General features: G+C 65.8%; 16 protein-coding genes. 6 read left to right on the forward strand and 10 right to left on the reverse strand.

Going from position 1 to position 15,336, the window contains the following annotated elements:
• Window positions 1–447 carry an NfeD family protein gene (locus tag JNM03_RS04655; RefSeq protein ID WP_294034786.1) on the forward strand — a complete coding sequence of 149 codons (447 nt, stop codon included), beginning with the start codon at window positions 1–3 and terminating at the stop codon, window positions 445–447.
• A gap of 72 nt (window positions 448–519) precedes the next feature.
• On the opposite strand, the gene JNM03_RS04660 is transcribed toward JNM03_RS04655, so the two are convergent.
• From JNM03_RS04660 to JNM03_RS04670, 3 genes are all read right to left on the reverse strand, one after another.
• Complete coding sequence (locus tag JNM03_RS04660) at window positions 520–1,050, reverse strand: GNAT family N-acetyltransferase (protein ID WP_294034788.1); 531 nt, start codon at window positions 1,048–1,050, stop codon at window positions 520–522.
• A 32-nt stretch (window positions 1,051–1,082) separates the two neighbouring features.
• Window positions 1,083–1,643, reverse strand: a complete 561-nt coding sequence (locus tag JNM03_RS04665) for a hypothetical protein (protein ID WP_294034790.1) — start codon at window positions 1,641–1,643, stop codon at window positions 1,083–1,085.
• 150 nt (window positions 1,644–1,793) lie between these two features.
• Window positions 1,794–2,684: a metal-dependent hydrolase gene (locus JNM03_RS04670; RefSeq protein WP_294034792.1), complete on the reverse strand. Its 891-nt coding sequence runs from the start codon at window positions 2,682–2,684 to the stop codon at window positions 1,794–1,796.
• 83 nt (window positions 2,685–2,767) lie between these two features.
• Between JNM03_RS04670 and JNM03_RS04675 the strand changes: the two genes are divergently transcribed.
• The 5 genes from JNM03_RS04675 (at window position 2,768) to sppA (ending at window position 8,660) form a co-directional block, all read left to right on the forward strand.
• Complete coding sequence (locus tag JNM03_RS04675) at window positions 2,768–3,352, forward strand: TetR/AcrR family transcriptional regulator (protein WP_294035325.1); 585 nt, start codon at window positions 2,768–2,770, stop codon at window positions 3,350–3,352.
• Between the two features lie 43 nt (window positions 3,353–3,395).
• Complete coding sequence (obgE, locus tag JNM03_RS04680) at window positions 3,396–4,445, forward strand: GTPase ObgE (protein ID WP_294034794.1); 1,050 nt, start codon at window positions 3,396–3,398, stop codon at window positions 4,443–4,445.
• A gap of 91 nt (window positions 4,446–4,536) precedes the next feature.
• A complete protein-coding gene (gene proB, locus JNM03_RS04685) occupies window positions 4,537–5,643 on the forward strand; it encodes a glutamate 5-kinase (protein WP_294034796.1) in 1,107 nt (368 codons plus the stop codon).
• 17 nt (window positions 5,644–5,660) lie between these two features.
• A complete protein-coding gene (locus tag JNM03_RS04690) occupies window positions 5,661–6,560 on the forward strand; it encodes an NAD(P)-dependent oxidoreductase (RefSeq protein WP_294035327.1) in 900 nt (299 codons plus the stop codon).
• Window positions 6,561–6,674: 114 nt separating this feature from the next.
• Window positions 6,675–8,660 carry a signal peptide peptidase SppA gene (sppA, locus tag JNM03_RS04695; RefSeq protein ID WP_294034798.1) on the forward strand — a complete coding sequence of 662 codons (1,986 nt, stop codon included), beginning with the start codon at window positions 6,675–6,677 and terminating at the stop codon, window positions 8,658–8,660.
• 27 nt (window positions 8,661–8,687) lie between these two features.
• On the opposite strand, the gene JNM03_RS04700 is transcribed toward sppA, so the two are convergent.
• From JNM03_RS04700 to JNM03_RS04730, 7 genes are all read right to left on the reverse strand, one after another.
• Window positions 8,688–9,611, reverse strand: a complete 924-nt coding sequence (locus JNM03_RS04700) for an alpha/beta fold hydrolase (protein ID WP_367235635.1) — start codon at window positions 9,609–9,611, stop codon at window positions 8,688–8,690.
• A gap of 33 nt (window positions 9,612–9,644) precedes the next feature.
• A complete protein-coding gene (locus tag JNM03_RS04705; protein ID WP_294034800.1) occupies window positions 9,645–10,970 on the reverse strand; it encodes an oxygenase MpaB family protein in 1,326 nt (441 codons plus the stop codon).
• A 33-nt stretch (window positions 10,971–11,003) separates the two neighbouring features.
• The gene (locus JNM03_RS04710) at window positions 11,004–11,249 is read right to left on the reverse strand and encodes a hypothetical protein (RefSeq protein WP_294034802.1); all 246 of its coding nucleotides are present in this window, start codon (window positions 11,247–11,249) and stop codon (window positions 11,004–11,006) included.
• A gap of 78 nt (window positions 11,250–11,327) precedes the next feature.
• Complete coding sequence (locus JNM03_RS04715; protein WP_294035330.1) at window positions 11,328–11,963, reverse strand: trimeric intracellular cation channel family protein; 636 nt, start codon at window positions 11,961–11,963, stop codon at window positions 11,328–11,330.
• Between the two features lie 5 nt (window positions 11,964–11,968).
• On the reverse strand, window positions 11,969–13,315 hold the full coding sequence (locus tag JNM03_RS04720) for an amidohydrolase (RefSeq protein WP_294034803.1): 1,347 nt from the start codon (window positions 13,313–13,315) through the stop codon (window positions 11,969–11,971).
• Window positions 13,316–13,335: 20 nt separating this feature from the next.
• Window positions 13,336–14,733: a dihydrolipoyl dehydrogenase gene (gene lpdA, locus JNM03_RS04725; protein WP_294034805.1), complete on the reverse strand. Its 1,398-nt coding sequence runs from the start codon at window positions 14,731–14,733 to the stop codon at window positions 13,336–13,338.
• A 12-nt stretch (window positions 14,734–14,745) separates the two neighbouring features.
• Window positions 14,746–15,327 (reverse strand): DUF1877 family protein, encoded by a 582-nt coding sequence (locus JNM03_RS04730; RefSeq protein ID WP_294034807.1) that lies wholly within the window; start codon window positions 15,325–15,327, stop codon window positions 14,746–14,748.
• Between the last annotated feature and the right edge of the window lie 9 nt (window positions 15,328–15,336).

Raw genomic sequence — 15,336 nt, forward strand, 5'->3', positions numbered from 1 at the left:
ATGCCCGACTTCATCGCCAATATGGAACCGCATTGGGCCTGGCTCTCGCTCGGCGTGCTGCTGGCTGCCGCCGAAATCGTCGCGCCCGGATTCTTCCTGATCTGGATCGGCGCCGCCGCGATCGTCACCGGTGTCATCGCGTGGGTCGTGCCGCTGAGCATCCCGCTCCAGCTCGGTATCTTTGCGATCCTGTCATTCGTCGCGCTCTATGGTGGCCGGCGCTGGCTGAAGGCGAATCCGATCACGACGACCGACCCGCATCTCAACCAGCGCGGCGAGCGGCTGGTCGGCGAAGTGCTGACGGTGACGAAAGCGATCGAGGACGGTCGCGGCCGGGCCAGGGTCGGCGACGGCGAATGGCCGGTGCGCGGCCCCGACACTGTCGAAGGCGCGAAAGTCCGCGTCGTCAGCGCCGACGGCGGCGTGTTGGTGGTCGAGGCGGCCTAGGGGCAGGACCCTAGGCGATTTCACTGTCTTGCGAACGAAGCGAAAGCATCTGCCGCTCCTCGCAATATCCGGTCACCCGCCGCGCGGCCGTGCATAGATCGCGACGATATGCCCCAGCGCATCACTGTCGCCGATCCGACGAAAGCCGAGCTTGGCCGACACACGCTCCGAGGCGTCATTGCCGAGGTCGATGATGCAGCGGACCTCCTTGGCGTCGAGGTTCGCGTCCGCCCACCCCAGCGCCGCGGTCATCGCCTCGGTCGCATAGCCCGCACCCCAATGGTCGGCGTCGAATGCCCATCCAGCTTCGGGCATCCCTTCGAGTTCGGGGATCCCGCGGCAGAAATAGCTTAGTCCTCCCATGCCGATCAGCGCATCGCTGGCCTTGTCGGCAAAAACCCAGTATCCGAACCCCATCACCGGCCAGAGCCCGGCCGAACTCAGATATTTTCCCCAGCTCACGTCGGGCTCACGCGGTTCACCGCCGATAAAGCGCGTGACGCGGGGGTCGGCCCACATCGCGATATGGACGTCCTTGTCCGTGTAGCGCATGCCCCGAAGGCGCAGGCGGTCGGTTTCGATGATCGGGGGCGATGTGAACATCGCGCCGACATGCCGCACCGCAGCGCCGCCGGTCAATCGGGAACCAGGAAATGATCGAACAGGTCGTGCAGCACGGCCTTGCCGTCGACTTGCGGCCTGGCGCGCATCACCGCCAGCGTATCGACGCGCGCAAGGACCTCCGCATGGCGCAGAACGACATGATAGTGGGCGCGGTCGAAGAAATCGTGGAACAACAGGATGCAGTCGGGCTTGCAATGGATGATCGACTGCAACAGGCAGGCGACGCGAAAGCGCCCGTCGATCAGGACCACATCAGGACTGCCGGCGAGCCGTCGCCAGATGGCCGTATGATAGCGCGGCCAGTCGCGCAGCCGGCGTTCGTCAGCGGGGTATCCCCATTCGCGCGTCGGGCCGATATCGGCATGAAAAGGCGTGAAATCGATCGCGGCGCGCGCCAGGTTCGTACCGACATTGGCCAGCCATTCGGGATCGCTGTCGACGCTGACGATCTTTTGGACCTGCCGCGCTGCGATCAGCGTGCTGCCGCCACAGCCGAATTCGAGCAGGGATGAGCGGCCCGCCAGTTGCAGCTCGAGCTGCGTGATCTCCGCCGCCGACATCTGAGGCTGCATTTCGTCTCCCCCGACCCGTCATCGGGATATGGGAGTTGGGCAGGAAGGTCCAGCCCGCGTTCGCCGCATCGGCCCGCATCCCCGCGCGCGCAGGCCCCGGAGACAGGGAGAGAGAAGACCGCTCCGGAGACCCGCGCGCGCGAGCTGAAATCAGGCGGCCGCCGCCGCGAGTTCGGGTGCCGACGCCTGTGCCGGCATCACCGCGTCGGCATAGTCGCTTTCATATTTGCGGATCAGCGCGCGATCGTCGTGGTTCCACGGATGGAAGCCGGGCATGAAATAGGCCAGCCAGGGCAGGAAACTGCGGCGCAATATGCCGGGCGATCCCAGCAAATACCACCAGATTCGCGCCGTAATGCGCCATCCGGTCAGGCCATCCTGCGCGAGCAGCGCCTTCATGCCCTTGACCCGGCGCGGCCAGAAGCGGGTCGTGACGAGCAGCATCATCAGCAACTTCGCGCGCCAGCGCCGGAAACGGCTCCAGTCCCGTGTCGCATGCAACCAGGTGTCATAGGCGACGCCCTTATGTTCGATCTCCTCGGCCGCATGCCATTTCCACAGCGCGGCCCATTCCGCCTCGGCCCCGTCGTACATCTTCGGGTCCCTCAGCATCACAGCCGCCATCATCGCGGTATAATGTTCCAGCGCGATCGTCGCCATCAGGTTGACGATCGGTGGCCTCGCCTTGATCAGGTCCATCACCTCGTCGACGTCGCCCTCGAGTTCGGATAGGTCATACCCCGCTTCGGCCGCCTTCCTGTTGAAGACGACATGCTCGCGGCTGTGGATCACTTCCTGCTGCGTAAAGGCGCGGATTTCGCGCGCCAGCTTGTCGGGAACGCCGTCGCGATGCGCCTTCACCGCCTCGATGAACATCGCCTCCCCTTTCGGGAAGGTCACCGACAGCGCGGTGTGAAAGGCCGAGGCGACGGGATCACCATTCATCCACCAGCGCCCCTGTCGGTCATCGCGGCCAAAGCGCATGTCGCGCGGCGTAATCGACAGGTCTTGGGGGGTGGGGGAGCGGGAAAGGCTGGACATATGGTCTGCACCGTCGAAAAGGGAGTTCAGGACGTGGGGACGTCCTATGGGGTCCAAGTTAAAGGCTACTTACAGTGGTGTCAATTGCAGTAAAGAAGCGGCTGAGCCCGGAGGAGAGCCGGTCCGCCGCGCTCGAGGCAGCCCGCGAAATCCTGATCGAGAGCGGCCCGCAGGCGGTCACGTTGAAAGCCGTCGCGGCGCGGGTCGACCGCACGCACGCGAATCTGCTGCACCATTTCGGCAGCGCCGCCGGGTTACAGCAGGCGCTGATCGGGAAGATGGCAGCGTTCATCACCACGACGATCCGCGAGACGATCTTTCGCCAGCGGGCGAACGACCAGAATCCGCGCGAAGTCGTCGATCTCGCCTTCGATGCCTTCGACACTGGCGGCGCGGGCGCGCTGGCAAGCTGGATGATCCTGTCAGGCAACGAGAATGCGCTCGACCCGATCCTGAAGGCGATCCACGACCTTGTCGAGGAACTGCGCGAAGATCATGGCGAGGACGAAGCCCCGATCGAGGACGAAACGATGCAACTCGTCCTGATGGCGCTCGGCGACGCGCTCTTCGGCGGACCGCTGTCACGCGCACTGGGCGTGCCACGCAGCCGTGCGCGCGAGATCGCGCTCGAATCGATGCTGTCGCACGGGATCGGTCGGCGGAGCTGACGCAAAGCTGGCCTTTTCGGCGCCTTCGCCCTAAAGGCGCCCGATGCATTTCCTCGACCAAGCCAAGATTTTCATCAAGTCCGGCGACGGCGGCCCCGGCGCCGTCAGCTTCCGGCGCGAGAAATATGTCGAATATGGCGGCCCTGACGGAGGCAACGGCGGCAAGGGCGGCGACGTCATTTTCGAAGCCGTCGCCGGTCTCAACACGCTGATCGATTTTCGATACACGCAACATTTCAAGGCGAAGCGCGGTACCCCCGGCTCCGGTCGCGACCGCACCGGCGCGGGCGGCCCCGATCTGGTCATCCAGGTACCGATCGGCACGCAGATCCTGGACGACGACGAGGATCGAAGCTTGCTGGCCGACCTCACCAGGGAAGGCGAGCGCATCCATTTCCTGCGCGGCGGCGACGGCGGGCGCGGCAATGCCTCGTACAAGACCAGCACCAACCGCGCCCCGCGCCAGCACGGCCCCGGCTGGCCCGGCGAAGAGATGTGGGTTTGGCTGCGGCTGAAGCTGCTTGCCGACGCGGGTCTGGTCGGCCTGCCCAACGCGGGGAAATCGACCTTCATCAACGCGGTGAGCAATGCGCAGGCCAAGGTCGGCGCCTATGCGTTCACCACGCTGCGGCCGCAACTTGGCGTCGTCAGCCATAAGGGCAATGAATTCGTCGTCGCCGATATTCCCGGCCTGATCGCGGGCGCGGCCGACGGCGCCGGCGTCGGCGACCGCTTCCTCGGGCATATCGAGCGCTGCCGCGTGTTGCTTCACCTCGTCGACGCGAACGATCAGGATGTCGCCACCAGCTATCGTATCGTCCGCGACGAGCTCGAAGCCTATGGTGCCGACCTGATCGACAAGCCGGTGATCGTGGCGCTCAACAAGATCGATACGCTCGACGCCGAACTGATCGCGGCGCTGTCCGCCGAACTCGAGGCCGAAAGCGGCCATCCGGTGATGGCGCTGTCGGGCGCGAGCGGTGCGGGAATCGAGGCCGTGCTCGACAAGCTGCTTGAAGCGGTGGGTCAGCCCGAGCCGGGCGCCGACGACGAGGAGGACGGCGAAGCATCGAGCGACTGGTCGCCGATCTGATCGGGCTCGCCGTCGTTCGATGGCGTGATGGGCCGGCCGCGTCGGGACATTCGCATTGGCGCGGCGCGCTCTCCGCGCTATCGGCGGCGCCATGACCTTGTTCGTCCCCACCGCCTGCCCCCGCCTGATCGTCAAGATCGGATCGGCGCTGCTCGTCGATCCGGACGGCGCGGTGCGGCGCGCGTGGCTCGCGGGGATCGCCGCCGATATCGCTGAGCGCGTTCGCGCCGGACAGCAGGTCGCGGTGGTTTCATCGGGTGCGATCGCGCTCGGCGCCCGGCGCCTGGGGCTGACCAAGGGCGGCCGCGCCAGCCTGGAAGATGCGCAGGCCGCTGCGGCGACCGGCCAGATCGCACTCAGTCAGGTCTGGGCCGACGTGCTGGGCGCCGAAGGGCTGACCGCGGCGCAGATCCTCGTCACGCTGGACGATCTCGAACATCGCCGCCGCTATCTCAATGCGTCGGCCACGCTCGATCGGCTGCTCGGGTTGGGCGTCGTCCCGGTGATCAACGAGAATGACAGCGTCGCGACCGAGGAAATCCGCTTCGGCGACAACGATCGCCTCGCGGCGCGCGTTGCGCAGGCGGCGGGTGCCGGCGGGGTGATCCTGTTGTCCGATATCGACGGCCTCTACGACCGGAACCCCGCGCTTGCCGGTGCGGTCCATGTGGCGCGCGTCGAGGGGGTCACCCCCGCGATCGAGGCGATGGCCGATTCCGGGTCGGCATCGGGCATGGGATCGGGCGGGATGGTGTCGAAGGTCGCGGCCGCGCGCATTGCCAATGCCGCGGGCGCCCATCTTGCGATCGCGTCGGGACGCATCGAACGGCCGCTGTCGACCGAGGCGCGGCATACGATCTTCGTCGCCGAAAAGGGCGCCAGCGCGCGCAAGGCGTGGCTCGCGGGCGGGCTGACGGCGAAAGGCCGGCTGACGATCGACGCGGGAGCGGTCCGGGCGCTGAGCGGCGGCGCGAGCCTGCTTGCCGCCGGCCTGACCACCGTGTCGGGCCAGTTCGCGCGTGGCGACATATTGGACATCAGCGGTCCCGACGGGCGCGTCGTCGCGCGCGGCCTGTCCGAATATACCGCCGCCGACGCCGCCGCGATCGCCGGCCTCGGCCGCGATGCGCAAGAGGCAGCGCTCGGCTATGCGCCGCGCACCGCGGTCGTTCATCGCGACCACATGGTGTTGCTGTGAGCGGACATATCCTGGCGATGACCGGGGCAACCGGCTTTGTCGGGCGCGCCACGCTGGCACAGGCGGTGGCGGCGGGCTGGCACATTCGCGCGCTGACCCGGCGCCCGCAGGACGACCGTGACGGCGTGACGTGGATTCCAGGAGCACTCGACGATCGGACCAGCCTCGCCGAACTGGCGGCGGGCAGCGACGTGGTCCTGCACATCGCCGGCGTCGTGAACGTCCCGACGCGCGCCGATTTCGAAGCCGGGAACGCGACCGCGACCGCGAACGTCATCGAGGCGGCACGCGGCGCCGGAATTCGCCGGCTGGTTCATGTCTCCTCGCTCGCCGCGCGAGAGCCGGCTCTTTCCAACTACGGCTGGTCGAAGGAACGCGCCGAAGCGATCGTGCGGGCAAGCGGACTCGACTGGACGATCGTGCGCCCGCCCGCAGTATTCGGCCCTGGCGACACCGAGATGCTCGACCTGTTCCGTATGGCGCGGCGCGGCATGATGCTGATCCCTCCGCGCGGGCGGATGTCGGCGATCCATGTCGATGAACTGGCCCGCCTGCTGGTTGCGCTGGCCGGCGATTCTGCCGTCAGCGTCGGTCAGAGCTATGAGCCCGACGACGGCACACCGGCCGGCTGGTCGCATCGCGACTTCGCGCGGGCCATCGGGCGGGCGGTGGGTCGTACGCGCGTTTCGACACTCGCGATTCCCGTGGCGGTACTGAAGGGCGCCGGCCGGATCGACACGCTTGTCCGCCGCCGCGCCGCCAAGCTGACCCCGGACCGCGCGCGCTATATCGCGCATCCGGACTGGGTTGCCGGCTCCGGCGCCAGCCCTCCTCGGGCATTGTGGTCCCCCGCGCTCGATACCGAGGAAGCGCTGGCCGACACGGTGCGCTGGTACAGCAGCCAAGGCTGGCTGTGACGCTTCCTCGTTCGATACCAGTCGTTTGATCGCGCCTGTCGTTCACCCCCTCCCTGTCGCACGCCGGTCGAAGCGTGCATTGCCAAGGACGGGCGGCATCCCTAGGTTCGCCGCATGACCGATACCAGCGCGACCTCGCAGAACGATCCCGCCGGCCCCTGGGCCATTCCCGTTCGCCGCCCGTCACCCGGCGATGACAAGCCGCGAAGCGGTACAAGCTTTCCGCACAAGGTCTGGCACCTGCTCGTCGCGATCAAGGATGGGCTGGCGCTGGTCTTCCTGCTGATGTTCTTCGCGCTGCTGTTCGGCCTGCTGGCGGCGCGGCCCAATGCGTCGCTGCCGGTCAGCGAGGGCGCGCTCGTCGTCGATTTCGATGGCGTGGTGACCGAACAGCCCGCCGATATCGATCCGCTTGCCGCCCTGTCCGGCGGCAACCAGTTGAAGGAAATCCGTACCCGTGACGTCGTCCACGCCCTTGAAACGGCCGCGACCGACAAGCGCATAACCTCGGTCGTCCTCGACTTCGACCGTTTCCTCGGCGCCGGGCAGGTCTCGCTCGCCGAAATCGGCGCCGCGGTCGACAAGGTGCGCGCCGCGAAAAAACCGGTCCTCGCTTTTGCAACCGCCTATACGACCGACAGCTACCAGGTCGCCGCGCATGCGAGCGAAATCTGGTCCGACAGCATCGGCGGCGTCGCGATCGCCGGACCGGGCGGTTCGCGGCTCTATTACAAGGGGTTGATGGACAAGCTCGGCATCACCGCGCACATCTATCGCGTCGGCACCTTCAAGAGCGCGGTCGAACCCTATCTGCGCAGCGACCAGTCGCCCGAGGCGAAGGCCGCCGACATGGCTTATGCCGGCGCGCTTTGGGAAAGCTGGCTGAGCGACGTCAAAAAGGCCCGGCCAGCCGCAAAGATCGACGCCTTTGTCGCCGACACCGCGGGCGCGGTGAAAGCGGCCGGCAACGACCTGTCGAAAGCGGGGCTCGATGCCGGGCTGATCGACAAGGTCGGCAGCCGGATGGCGTTCAACGCCCGCGTGGCGGAAATCAGCGGCACCTATGACGACAGCCGGCCGTGGGACTATGCCGCGATCCCGCTCGAAAACTGGGTCGCCGCCAACCCGCCCGCAACGAAGGGCGCCGCGATTGCAGTGATCCCCGTGGTCGGCGAGATCGTGGACGGCGAAGCACCGAATGGGTCGGCCGGCGGCACGACGATCGCCAAACATATCCTCGACGCGGTCGCCGACAGCGGGACCAGCGCGGTCGTGCTGCGCGTCGATTCGCCCGGCGGATCGGTCCTGGCGTCGGAAGAAATCCGGCAGGCGCTGCTCCAGGCGAAGGCGAAGAAGCTGCCCGTCATCGTATCGATGGCGAATGTCGCGGCATCGGGCGGCTATTGGATATCGACCCCCGCCGATCGCATCTTCGCCGAACCCGAAACGATCACCGGATCGATCGGCGTCTTTGGCATCATCCCCAGCTTCGATCAGGCGCTCGCCAAGATCGGCGTCAACGCCGACGGGATCGCGACGACACCCTTGTCGGGCCAGCCCGACGTCTTCGGCGGGGTCAATGACGAGTTCAACGCGCTCGCGCAGGCCAGCGTCGAGGATATTTACGCCCGCTTCACCGGGCTTGTCGCGAAAAGCCGCAAGCAACCGATCGAGAAGATCCGGACCGTCGCCGAAGGCCGCGTCTGGGCCGGCGGCACCGCCCGCCAGCTTGGTCTGGTCGATCAGTTCGGCGGTTTGCCCGACGCGCTGGCCGCGGCGGCAAAGATGGCGAAAGTCGATGGCGCGTACCACGCGAAATATTATGAAGACGAACCGAGCGAGTTTTCCAAGATGATCGCTGGCCTGACCGGCGCCGAACAGGAACAGGAGGCAAGCCTTCCGCGCGGCTGGTTCGGCATCGCCGCAATGAACCGCCAGCTGACCGAACGGCGGCTGGTGCAGGACCTGACATTGCTCACCCGGTCGGGGTCGGTGCAGGCAAGCTGCCTCGACTGCCGTGCCTTCCTGCCGGCCGTACCGCGACGCGGAGACGCCGAAGCGAAGAGCTTCCTCGGAACGCTGGCGCTGTTGCTTCCGTAGTCCCTCCCGCTGGCGGGAGGGGAAATATCAGGCCGCGACGGCCACGCCCTTCGCATGCTCGGCAATTGCATCCGCCAGCGTATCGACCAGCGCCAGCGGCAGGTCGTGTCCCATGCCGGGGATCGTCAGCAGCCGCGCGCCGGGAATGCTCGCCGCCGTGTCGCGCCCGCCCGCGATCGGAACCAGCGGATCGGCTTCGCCATGGATCACGAGCGTGGGCGCCCGGACCCCCTTCAGCATTTCGCGCCGGTCGCCGTCGGCGACGATGGCCGCCATCTGGCGCGCAACGCCCTGTGGGTACCAGCCGCGCTCATAGTCGTTGCGCACCCGCCGCTGCAGCCGCGCTTCCTCGGCCGGATAGTCGGGGCTGCCGATCACCCGCGCGGCATTGACCGAATAGGCGATCATCGCTTCGGGATCGCCACTCATCGGCCGGTTGGCGAGCACCCGCATCGCTTCCTTTTGCGCGCGCGGCAGGCGCGGATTCCCCGTCGTCGACATGACCGAGGTCAGCGACAGCACGCGGCCGGGATAGCGCGCCGCGATATGCTGCGCGATCATCCCGCCCATCGAGGCGCCGACGACATGCGCGCGGTCGATGCCGAGATGATCGAGCAGCGCCATGCCGTCGGCCGCCATGTCGGCAAGGGTGTAAGCGCTTCGCACCGGCAGCTTCAACGCCGCCTTGACGAACATCCATTTGAGATTGGGGACGCCCGCGGCGTCGAAGCGCGTCGACAGACCAACGTCGCGATTGTCATAGCGGATGACACGGAAACCATGGGCGACAAGCGCATCGACGAATTCGTCGGGCCAAAGCGTGAGTTGACCGCCAAGGCCCATGACCAGCAGAATCGCCGGCGCGTCCTTCGCTCCCTTGTCCTCGTACGTGATACTGATGCCGTTTGCCGTCGTCTGCTCCGTCGCCATAGCGGTCCGATCCTTTGTCATGAGCCTGACAACATGCCGCGATGTGCGGCGCGGTCAAGCCGTCGCGGGACGATAATGCGCGGCGTCGGACTGGAACTCCGCGCGCCCGTAGCCCGCAAGCTGTCGGTTGATGCGCCGCACAAGGCGGCGGTCGGCAAGCCGGCGCAGGCCCGGCACGCGCGAGGCGACGCGGTACGCCGCCATGCGCCCCGCGAGCGCGAGCATCGTTGCGCCGTAAAGCAGATGGTCGCGCCGCCCGACCGGCACGCCGACGCTTTCTGCACGCGCCGCGTCGCCGCTCAGAAACGCCTTGACGAAGAAAACCCGGCTCACCGAACGTTCAAGCCGGCGTTTGACGCGACCCGACGGGGATGGATCGTTCGACAGTTCCGCCTCCATCGTCGCGCGCAACAGGCCACCGCAGACCGGATCGTCATATTCGTAGCGGAGCGTCGCGCTGCGTGTACGCCAGATGCGGACGATCTCTTCGGGCGTATCAGCCAGCAAATCCTCCGGCAGACCGAGCAGAAAACAGCGATAGCGCGCCAGTTCGACGCGCCCGCGTTCCAGCCGGTTGAATGAGGTGCGGCCGGCTTTGAGGACGTCCTGCGACAGGAAATAGATCGGAATAAGCCCGGCGGGCATCTGGTCGAGCTGCGGGATCGGCATGCCATAGGTTTCCGCATCCCACATTCCCGGCCGCGACAGCACGTTGACGCGCACCATCGAGTGCATCAGCCGCACCATCGCCGCCGCCTTAAACCCCGGACCGAACCGATCGAGCGCTCCCGGCAACGCTGTGGTCGCGAAGAAAGTGGCGGTCTCCTTGACCCGCCGCGCCGCGGTCGCATGACCCAGCGTACCGGTCAGTGCCATCGGCAGCGCCGAATATTTGTTGAGGAAGGTCGCGATAAAGGCGCCGCGGATCAGAAACGGCGCCAGATTCGCGGTCGCGTTGCGCTCATAGGCCGCACCCTCTTCGACCAGCGTCATGTCGACCCATGCCGGCCGCTGCTCCATTTCGCGGATCAGCGCGACGAGTTGCGGCGGCGCGTCGGCAACGGCCTCAACCCCCTTATCGCACGCCTCGACCAGCATCGCGACCGTGCGCGGAAAGCCAAGCGTCGGCATCAGCGCGGCATAGGCGTCGCCCGTCCGGTCGCCCAGCATCGTATATTCGCGGATCCGCCCGACGAGATCAGCATCGGCCAGATAGGCCGCACGGTCGATCCCGCGCACCGGCGTCAGTTCGCTCATGTCATCAGGCTCCGCAGCCCAGCGCTCAGGCGCCCGGTCGAAATCGAAGCGACCGAAAAGGTCGGGCAAGACGGTCGCCTGGTCGCGGACCTGACGGGCGATATCGGCAATCTGGACGCTCATGGCACGAAGAGTGCCATATTGTTCACCCGCTTGTCAGCCCATCAATCGCGTCAGGATCGACAGGCGCGGTCGCCCATGTACCAGCGGTGTCAACAGCCGGCGAAAAAAGGCCCGCGAAGCCGGTGATACGGCCAGCGGCAAAAGGAAGATGACCAGCGAAAAGCCCATGATCCATCGCCCGGTCATCGCCGGTTCGCCGCACGCGCTCGCGCAGTCAGACGCCTCGACACCGGCGCCGAAAAGGATCAGCAATGTCGACAAAACTCGAACGGTCCCCACGACGCGCTCCCCTGCACGTCAGCCGCGATCCTATCGGATCAAGTTAAACGGAGCGTTGCGGCTCGGTTAGGCCGCTGTTTACCGCGATTCGCGGGGCCCCCTATAGGCAGGAAGGGCCAATGACCAGCGAATTGCTGCACCGCGCAACAAAAATCCGGCGCTCGCTCCGACGACCGCTGCCACCGGCGTCCCCGCGCCGAGCCATAAGAGCACGAGGAACAGACCCGAGGCCAGCGCCGCTGCGGTCACATAGATTTCGGGCCGAACGATGATCGAGGGAACGCCCGCCAATATATCCCGGATCGTTCCTCCGACGCAGCCGGTGATGACCCCCATCAGGAGAGCGGGCACCGGCGGCACCCCCCATGCGAGCGCCTTCGCGGTTCCGAACACCGCATAGGCGGCGAGCCCGACCGCATCAGCCCATTCGAGCAACTGCCCTTCCCACCAGCGTTCGTGGGTTATCCAGACGACGAACGCGATCGCGATGCACACCGCCGCGATAGCACCGTCCTGCACCCAGAAGACCGGCGCCCCGATCAGGAGGTCGCGCACGCTACCGCCGCCGACGCCGGTTACCAGCGCAAAGAAACAGGCGGTGATCAGCGTCTGGCGGAGGCGGACCGCCATGAGCGCGCCCGACAGGGCAAAAACGCCGATGCCGACCAGGTCGAGCAGGCGGACGATCAGCGCATTATCGATGCCCGGCAACATGTCCACTATTTCGGGGCCGGATGGACACCGCCGACGATCGACAGCACGATCGCTGCGACGGCGTTGCGGATTGCCGGCTCCGCACTCGGTGCGAAGAAAGGCGAGTGATTGGTTGGCGCCGGTTCGCCTCTGGCCTTGAGCGCGGCGAGGGTGGCGGGATCATATCCGCCGATGCCGAAAAAGAGCGACGGCACGCCGGCATCGACGAACTCGGAGAAATCCTCACTACCCGACATCGCTTGCCCGCTGGCAGGTGCGAAAAGCAGGCCCTTGCCGAATATTGGCGCCAGCGCCGCCGCGGCGGCGGTCGCCATCGTCTCGTCGTTCATCAGCACGCCGGTGCCGCCGAGATAGGTGATCGTCGGTTCCGGTGCATTGCCCATCGCTGCGGCAGCCTTTGCCGACCGTGCAGTCCCGCTGCGCAGCAGTTCGCGCACGGCGGGCGATTGCGAGCGCAGGTTGACCTTTACCTCGGCGCGGTCGGGAATGATGTTCGGCGCACTGCCCGCGTTGATCGCACCGATTGTCAACACGCCGAATGCTGCCGGATCCTTCTCGCGACTGACGACGGTTTGCGCGTCGGTAACGAAACGCGCCGCGATCGGAATCGGGTCGATCGTCGCCGCGGGCATCGATCCGTGGCCACCGCGACCGTGGAAAGTGATCGCATAGCTGTCCGACGCCGAGGAGGATGCGCCGGCCTTGATCGCCACGGTGCCGGCCGGAAGGTTCGTGACGTGCGCCGCGAAACCGAAGTCGGGCTTTGGAAAGCGCGTCAGCAGCCCGTCGTCGAGCATTGCCCGCGCGCCCTTCAGAGGTTCTTCGGCAGGTTGGCCGATCAGCACGACGGTTCCCGACCAGCTGTCGCGCATCGCTGCCAGAGCCTGCGCGACCCCGACCAGATAGGCGACATGCGTGTCATGCCCGCACGCATGCATGACGGGCACATCCTTGCCCTCATATATCGCGCGTGCCTTGCTCGACCAGGCGAGTCCGGTCTTTTCTTCCATCGGCAACGCATCCATGTCGGCGCGGACGAGGATTGTGGGGCCGGCTCCATTTTTCAGCACCGCGACGACGCCTGTACCACCGACCTTTTCGGTAACAGTGAAGCCCGCCTTGCGGAGGTGCTGCGCAAGGATGCCCGCGGTCCGGACCTCCTGCATCCCCAGCTCGGGGTGCAAGTGCAAATCCTTGTAGAGCGCCTCCAGCGTGGGGTAACTCTTGTCGAGGATCGCCGCCAGTCGCGCGTTTGCAGCCGACAGGTCCGGCGCCGGGACTGCTTCCGCAGCCAACGCCGGAGACGACAGGGCAAGCAAAGCCGCCGTCAGGAACGCATGCTTCGCTGCCATCGTCGCCCCCCTCGTCGTCCTCAGATGTGGATCGGCTTGCCCGTCACCGCCATTGCGGCCTCCTTGATCGCCTCGCTGTGCGTCGGGTGCGCGTGACAGGTGTAAGCGATGTCTTCGGACGTCGCACCGAATTCCATTGCTTGTGCGGCCTGCGCGATCATCGTGCCGGCGACGCTGGCGATACACCAGACGCCCAGCACGCGGTCGCTCTTGGCATCGGCGATCACCTTCACAAACCCGTCGGGCTCGTGGTTGGTCTTGGCGCGGCTGTTCGCCATCATCGGGAATTTGCCGACCTTGACCTCGCCGCGTTCCTTCGCCTGCTCCTCGGTCAGGCCGACGCCCGCGATTTCCGGCCAGGTATAAACGACCGACGGGATGACATCGTGGTTCACAATGCCGGTCTGCCCCGCGATATTTTCCGCACAGGCGATGCCTTCGTCCTCGGCCTTGTGCGCAAGCATCGGGCCGGGCACGACGTCGCCGATCGCCCAGATGCCGGGAACGCTCGTGCGGAAATCATGGTCGGTTTCGATCTGGCCGCGCTGGTTGACGCTGAGGCCCGCTTTGTCGAGGCCCAGCCCGTCGGTGTTCGGGCGGCGCCCGATCGAGACGAGCACGACATCGGCTTCGAGCGTTTCCGCATCGCCACCGGCGGCGGGTTCGAGCGTCAGTACGGCCTTCTTGCCTTTCACTTCGGCCTTGGTGACCTTGGTCTTGAGCTTGAATTCCATCCCCTGCTTCTTGAGGATCTTGTTCGCTTCCTTGCGGACGTCGCCGTCCATGCCTGGCAAGATCTGGTCGAGAAATTCGACGACGGTGACTTTCGCACCGAGGCGGCGCCACACGCTGCCGAGTTCCAGCCCGATCACGCCGCCGCCGATCACGACCATATGTCCCGGCACTTTCGCGAGTTCCAGCGCGCCGGTCGAATCGACGATGACCTGCTTGTCATTATCGACCGCAACGCCGGGAAGCGGCGTCACCGACGAACCCGTTGCGATAATGATATTCTTCGCCCGCACGCTCTTGCCCGCGACCTCGACGGTGTCGGCGGAGGTGAACTGCGCATAGCCCTTCAGCCAGTCTACCTTGTTCTTCTTGAACAGGAATTCGATGCCGCCGGTCAGACCCTTCACCGCGTCGCGGCGCTGGCCGTGCATGGTGCCAAGGTCGAGTTCGGGCTTTACCTTGATGCCCATCGCCGCCATCGCGCCACCCGCGGCGGCCTCGAAATATTCGGATGCGTGGAGCATCGCCTTCGACGGGATGCAGCCCACGTTGAGACACGTGCCACCCAGCGTTTCGCGCCCTTCGGCACAGGCGGTTTTCAGGCCGAGCTGCGCCGCGCGGATCGCCGCGACATAACCGCCGGGACCGGCACCGATGACAAGGACGTCGTAGTCGTAATCAGCCATGATCAAATCCGCTCATGAATAGTAGGTGATAATTGCTTCGTTGTTTTCGGCGGCTTGCCGGACAAAATTTCTCAACACATGGAAATTTTCCAGAGCATATTCCCTGATGTCATCCACATCGCCGCGAGCGACGACCTCGCCCATATAGAGTTCGTCGAGTGGCATCTCATCGGGCACATAGCGGACGAGGAAATCGACCTCACTCATTGCTGCCGCCGCTACCGTAAAGGCCTTCGCGGCTTCCGCGGAAATGACATTCGGCTTTCCAAGTCCCAGATCGAGATCTGCCAGTGGATGCAAGTCGTCCCCGATAATCGCCAACGGGCCTGCACCTCGACCAGAATCTCCACTCAAAAGGTAATGCACGATATGCCAAGACTTATCGAGACCGGTTTCGTCGCCGTCTGATCGTTCGGGCACGGGAACCTTCGCCACCTTGGCAGGAGAGTCAAAAAGTCTCGAAAGAAAGCCGGGTTTCGGCGCGACATAGGCTCCTGGGTCCTGATACACGAACTCAGCGACAGCCTCGGGGCGTCCACGCAATGCCTCGATATTATCCAGGCTGGTGCGGATTAATGAATAGCCGATCCCCATGTTTGCGGT

It is taken from the genome of Sphingopyxis sp. (genome assembly GCF_016793825.1).
Taxonomy (GTDB): Bacteria; Pseudomonadota; Alphaproteobacteria; order Sphingomonadales; family Sphingomonadaceae; genus Sphingopyxis.

What these genes read in the sequence shown, in the direction of transcription:
- JNM03_RS04655 (WP_294034786.1), top strand. Translation starts at nt 1, where the DNA reads ATGCCCGACTTCATCGCCAATATGGAACCGCATTGGGCCTGGCTCTCG.
- JNM03_RS04660 (WP_294034788.1), bottom strand. Translation starts at nt 1,050, where the DNA reads ATGTTCACATCGCCCCCGATCATCGAAACCGACCGCCTGCGCCTTCGG.
- JNM03_RS04665 (WP_294034790.1), bottom strand. Translation starts at nt 1,643, where the DNA reads ATGCAGCCTCAGATGTCGGCGGCGGAGATCACGCAGCTCGAGCTGCAA.
- JNM03_RS04670 (WP_294034792.1), bottom strand. Translation starts at nt 2,684, where the DNA reads ATGTCCAGCCTTTCCCGCTCCCCCACCCCCCAAGACCTGTCGATTACG.
- obgE (WP_294034794.1), top strand. Translation starts at nt 3,396, where the DNA reads ATGCATTTCCTCGACCAAGCCAAGATTTTCATCAAGTCCGGCGACGGC.
- proB (WP_294034796.1), top strand. Translation starts at nt 4,537, where the DNA reads ATGACCTTGTTCGTCCCCACCGCCTGCCCCCGCCTGATCGTCAAGATC.
- JNM03_RS04690 (WP_294035327.1), top strand. Translation starts at nt 5,661, where the DNA reads ATGACCGGGGCAACCGGCTTTGTCGGGCGCGCCACGCTGGCACAGGCG.
- sppA (WP_294034798.1), top strand. Translation starts at nt 6,675, where the DNA reads ATGACCGATACCAGCGCGACCTCGCAGAACGATCCCGCCGGCCCCTGG.
- JNM03_RS04700 (WP_367235635.1), bottom strand. Translation starts at nt 9,611, where the DNA reads ATGACAAAGGATCGGACCGCTATGGCGACGGAGCAGACGACGGCAAAC.
- JNM03_RS04705 (WP_294034800.1), bottom strand. Translation starts at nt 10,970, where the DNA reads ATGAGCGTCCAGATTGCCGATATCGCCCGTCAGGTCCGCGACCAGGCG.
- JNM03_RS04715 (WP_294035330.1), bottom strand. Translation starts at nt 11,963, where the DNA reads ATGTTGCCGGGCATCGATAATGCGCTGATCGTCCGCCTGCTCGACCTG.
- JNM03_RS04720 (WP_294034803.1), bottom strand. Translation starts at nt 13,315, where the DNA reads ATGGCAGCGAAGCATGCGTTCCTGACGGCGGCTTTGCTTGCCCTGTCG.
- lpdA (WP_294034805.1), bottom strand. Translation starts at nt 14,733, where the DNA reads ATGGCTGATTACGACTACGACGTCCTTGTCATCGGTGCCGGTCCCGGC.
- JNM03_RS04730 (WP_294034807.1), bottom strand. Translation starts at nt 15,327, where the DNA reads ATGGGGATCGGCTATTCATTAATCCGCACCAGCCTGGATAATATCGAG.